Here is a 5,178-nt window from a genome sequence, read left to right on the forward strand (position 1 = left end):
TCCCACGCCTTCCACTCGCCCCACATGGACGACATCCTCGACGAATTCCGTCAGGTCGCCGCCACCCTCACCTACGACAAACCCCGCATCCCCCTCGTCTCCACCCTCACCGGACGCCTCGCCACCACCGACGAACTCACCACCCCCCGCTACTGGACCGACCAGATCCGCGGCACCGTCCGCTTCACCCACGCCCTCACCACCCTGCGGGAAGCGGGAGCGGGCGTCTTCGTCGAGATCGGCCCCGACGCCGTCCTCACCGCCCTCACCCGCGACACCCTCGAAGACACCACCGCCCTGCCCCTCCTCCGCCGCGACCACGACGAGACCCACGCCCTGATCACCGGCGTCGCCCAGGCGTTCACCGCGGGCGTACCGGTCGACTGGTCCGCCTGCCTCGGCCCCCGGACCACCACCCCGACGCCCCTGCCCACCTACGCCTTCCAACGCGAACGCCACTGGATGGAGCGCAAGGACGCCGCCCCGGGCGACGAGGCGCGCGGAGGGAGCTCGCTCGGCCATCCCCTCCTCACCGCGAAGGTCGAACCGGCCGGGGGCGAAGGGGTGTTGTTCAGCGGCCGGGTCTCGGTCGAGACGCATCCGTGGCTGGAGGCGTACGCCGTCCTGGACACCCCCGTTCTGCCCACCGCCGCACTCGTGGACCTCGTCGTGCGCGCCGGTGACGAGGTGGGCCTCGGCACGCTCGACACCCTCACCGTGCACACCCCGCTCGTGCTCTCGGCGCTGACCTCGACGGAGATCCAGCTTGCCGTCGCCGGCCCCGACGACTCGGGTCTGCGGGCCTTCACCCTGTACGCCCGGCCGGCCGACGAGGGCGCTCACTGGATCACCTGCGCGGACGGCGGCCTGGCCGTCGCCGCCGCCCAGCCGGTGCGTCCCGTCGGCGACGGCAGCGGTACGGAGGTGGCGCTCGCCGACGAGCTGCTGCCCGACGCCGTCCGCTACGGACTGCACCCGGAGCTGCTGGAGGCGGCCCTCCGTGCGGCGGAGGAGGCCGACGCCGTCGCCCCGGCCCGTCCTGGCTCCGTTCTCGTCCCCGCCGAATGGCACGATGTGCGGCTGCACGCGAGCGGTGCCACGGTCGTCCGTGTCCAGTGGCAGGCCGTCGACGGGCGCACCCTGGCCGTCCGGCTCACCGACGCCGCCGGCGAGCCGGTCCTCACGGTCGGCCGGCTGGTCTTCCAGGACGTGCCGTACGACCGGTTCACCGCCGCCGGCCGGGCGGCCCTGCCGCTGTACCGCACCGAGTGGGGCGCCGCCGAGCTGCCGGCGGCCGAGGCCCCCCTGCGCTGGGCCGACCTGGGCCCGGACGACGGCGACGGCACCGGCATCACCTACGCGACCCTCTCCGAAGCGGCCGAGGCCATCGCGGCGGGCGCCCCCGTCGACGCCTTGCGCATGTGGGCGCACGACGGGTCCGGCACCGACGTGGTCGACGCCCTGCACCGGCGCACCCGTGACGCCCTCTCCCTGGTGCAGGGGTACCTGGCCGAGGAGCGTCTCGGAAACGTCCCGCTGGTCGTGGTCACCCGCGGTGCCGTCGCCGTCGGCGCCGAGGAGGTTGCCGACCTGGCCGGTGCCGGAGTCCGGGGTCTCCTGCGCTCCGCGCAGGCCGAGGCACCGGGCCGGATCTTCCTCCTCGACCTGGAGCGGTCGGCGGACGGCGGGGGCGAGCCGCTCGAACTGGATGCGCTGCTGTCGGCGGTCGTCGCCGCCGACGAGCCGGAGGCCGCCGTACGCAACGCCGGGATCCGCGTGCCGCGCCTGCGCCGCGTCGGCCCCACCGCGGCCGACCCGTCCAGCTCCGCCCGAACCGACGCCGCCTCGTCCCGCCCCGGCTTCGGCCGGTCGCCCGAGGGGACCGTGCTGGTCACCGGCGGCACCGGAGCCCTCGGCGCTCTGGTGGCCCGCCGCCTGGTGGCCGAGCACGGCGTACGGCACCTGCTGCTGATCGGCCGTGAGGGCGCCGCCGCCCCGGGCGCCGAGGCCCTGGTCGAGGAGCTGACCGGAGCGGGTGCCACGGTCACCGTCACGGCCTGCGACGCCGGGGACCGTGCCGCGCTCGCGGCCGTCCTGGACGGCATCCCCGCCGAGCACCCCCTCACCGCGGTCGTCCACGCCGCGGGCGTCCTCGACAACGCGCTGATCGCCGACCTGAGCGCACCGGGTCTGGCCGGGGTCCTCGCGGCCAAGGCCGATGCGGCCTGGCACCTGCACGAACTGACACGGGGCCGGGACCTGTCCGCCTTCGTCCTGTTCTCGTCGAGCGTGGGCGTCCTCGGCGGGCCGGGTCAGGCCAACTACGCCGCCGCCAACGCGTTCGTCGACGCCCTGGCCGCCCTGCGCGCCGCCCAGGGCCTCGCAGCCACCGCGATCGGCTGGGGCGTGTGGGACCCCGCCGAGATCGGCGGCGGCATCAACGCCGCTCTCGGCGAGGCGGGCCGCAAGCGCTACACCAGGGAAGGCTTCCGGCTCATCCCCGCGCAGGAGGGCCTCGGCCTGCTCGACGCCGCGCTCGCGGAGGGCGCGGCCCACCTGGTGGCCCTGCCGCTGGACCTCGCGGCCCTGCGGGCGCACGGCCGGGTACCGGCCGCGCTGCGCGACCTGGTCCCCTCGCCGGGCCGCCGGGGCGCCGCGCACGGCGCGGACGCCACGGGCGGTGCCACCGGCCGGGTCTCGCTGGAGCAACGGCTGGCCGCCCTGCCCGCCGAGGAGCGCGAGCAGGCCGTGCTCGACCTGGTGCGCGACGAGATCGCGGCGGCGCTCGGCCACGCCGGAGCCCATCAGGTCGCCGCCCACCGGGCCTTCCAGGACCTCGGTTTCGACTCGTTGACCGCCGTCGACCTGCGCAACCGGCTGACGACCGCCACCGGTCTGCGGCTGCCCTCCACCCTGGTGTTCGACCACCCGAACCCCGAGGCGCTCGCCGCCCACCTGCTGGGCCGGCTGGACGTGGGTGACGCACCGGGCGGGACCCCCGCCCTGGCGGAGCTCGACCGCCTGGAGGCGGCACTGCTCGGTGCGGACGCCCCCGACGACGAGGAGACCCGCTCCGCGGTCACCGCCCGGCTGAAGGCGCTGCTGGCGCGGATGACGGCGGCGGAGACACCCGAGGACGACGCGGCGGACGTGACCGAGTCCATCGAGGCCGCCACGGCGGACGACCTCTTCGCCTTCATCGACACCCAGCTCGGCCGTTCTGCGCACTGAACTTCGGCGGGGGCGCCCCACCGGCGCCCCCGCCCGGACTGAGGAGAGACGAACCAGCATGGCCACTGAGTCCAACGACCGGGCCCGGCAGACCCCCGCCGCCAAGGGACAGACCAACGAGGAGAAGCTGGTCGAGTACCTGAAGTGGGTGACCGCCGACCTGCACAAGGCCAAGCAGCGGATCACCGAGCTGGAGAGCGGTCAGGACGAGCCCGTCGCCGTCATCGGCATGGCGTGCCGCTACCCGGGCGGGGTGACCTCGCCCGCCGAGCTGTGGAGGCTCGTCGCCGACGGGGTGGACGGCATCACCCCCTGGCCCACCGACCGCGGCTGGGACATCGAGGGCCTGTACGACCCGGAGCCCGGCAGGGCGGGCAAGTCCTACACCCGTGAGGGCGGATTCCTGGAGGGGGCCGCCGAGTTCGACGCGGCCTTCTTCGGCATCTCACCGCGCGAGGCCCTCGGCATGGACCCGCAGCAGCGCGTCCTGCTGGAGACGGCGTGGGAGGCGCTGGAGAGCGCCGGTCTCGACCCGGCCGCCCTCAGGGGCAGCCGCACCGGCGTGTTCGCCGGCCTCGTGGAACAGAGCTACCTCGACCGCGAAGGCCCCGAGGAGCTCGAGGGCTACCTCATGACGAGCAAGCTCTCCAGCGTGGCCTCCGGCCGGATCGCCTACACCTTCGGCCTGGAGGGCCCGGCCGTCTCCGTGGACACGGCCTGCTCCTCCTCGCTGGTGGCCCTGCACATGGCGGTGCAGTCGCTGCGCTCGGGCGAGTCCACGCTCGCCCTCGCGGGCGGCGTCACCGTCTCCGGCTCCCCGAGCGGCTTCGTGGACTTCTCCCGCCAGCGCGGTCTGTCCGCCGACGGCCGCTGCAAGTCCTTCTCCGACGACGCGGACGGCACCGGCTGGTCCGAGGGCGTCGGCATGCTCCTCGTCGAGAAACTCTCCGACGCGCGGAAGAACGGCCACCGCGTCCTGGCGGTGATCCGCGGCACGGCGGTCAACCAGGACGGAGCGAGCAACGGGCTGACGGCCCCCAACGGCCCCTCCCAGGAACGCGTGATCAAGCAGGCCCTGGCGAATGCCGGTCTGAGCACGGCCGACGTCGACGCCGTCGAAGCCCACGGCACGGGCACCCGCCTCGGCGACCCGATCGAGGCCCACGCGCTGCTCGCCACCTACGGTCAGGGGCGGCCCGCCGGGCGTCCCCTGTACCTCGGCTCGCTCAAGTCGAACATCGGCCACTCGGTCGCCGCGGCCGGAGTGGGCGGCGTCATCAAGATGATCGAGGCGATGCGGCACGGGGTGCTGCCGAAGACCCTGCACGCGGACAAGCCGTCCAGCCACGTGGACTGGGACGCCGGTGCGGTGGAGCTGCTGACCGAGGCGCGGGAGTGGCCCGCGACCGACGGCCGGCCGCGCCGCGCGGGCGTCTCCGCCTTCGGCGTGAGCGGCACCAACGCCCACGTCATAGTCGAGCAGGCCCCCGCCGAGGACGCCCCGGAAGCCGATCCGGCCGAGTCCGCCCTCCCTGTAGTTCCCTGGGTGTTGTCGGGCAAGAGCGTGCAGGCGGTCCGTGACCAGGCCGCACGGCTGCTGGCCCACCTGGACACCCACCCCGCACTCGCCGCACAGGACGTCGCCCTGTCACTGGCCACCGAACGGACGGCGTTCGACCACCGCGCGGTGGTCACGGGCACCGACCGCACCGAACTCACCGACGCCGTACGAGCCTTGGCGGAGGGTGGCGGTGCGGAGCCGTCACGGGTGCACGCCTCGAGCGGGACGGCGTTCCTCTTCACGGGGCAGGGAGCACAACGGCTGGGAATGGGCCGACAACTGCACGCGGCCTTCCCGGTCTTCGCGACCGCCTTCGACGAGGTCGCCGCAGCACTCGACCCCCACCTGCCCCGCCCGATCGGCGACGTCATCACCGACGGAGACGG

At 74.7% G+C, this 5,178-nt stretch carries 2 protein-coding genes; both read left to right on the forward strand.

Translation table 11 applies throughout. The annotated features are described in order from the left end of the window. Positions 1-3,231 (forward strand): SDR family NAD(P)-dependent oxidoreductase (locus tag AB0N31_RS36135; RefSeq protein WP_366062779.1); only part of this gene is annotated, 3,231 nt, incomplete at its 5' end. A gap of 58 nt (positions 3,232-3,289) precedes the next feature. Then, positions 3,290-5,178, forward strand: a 1,889-nt coding sequence (locus tag AB0N31_RS36140) for a type I polyketide synthase (protein ID WP_366062780.1), incomplete at its 3' end; no start/stop codon positions are given.

It is taken from the genome of Streptomyces sp. NPDC051051 (assembly GCF_040682975.1).
GTDB lineage: Bacteria > Actinomycetota > Actinomycetes > Streptomycetales > Streptomycetaceae > Streptomyces.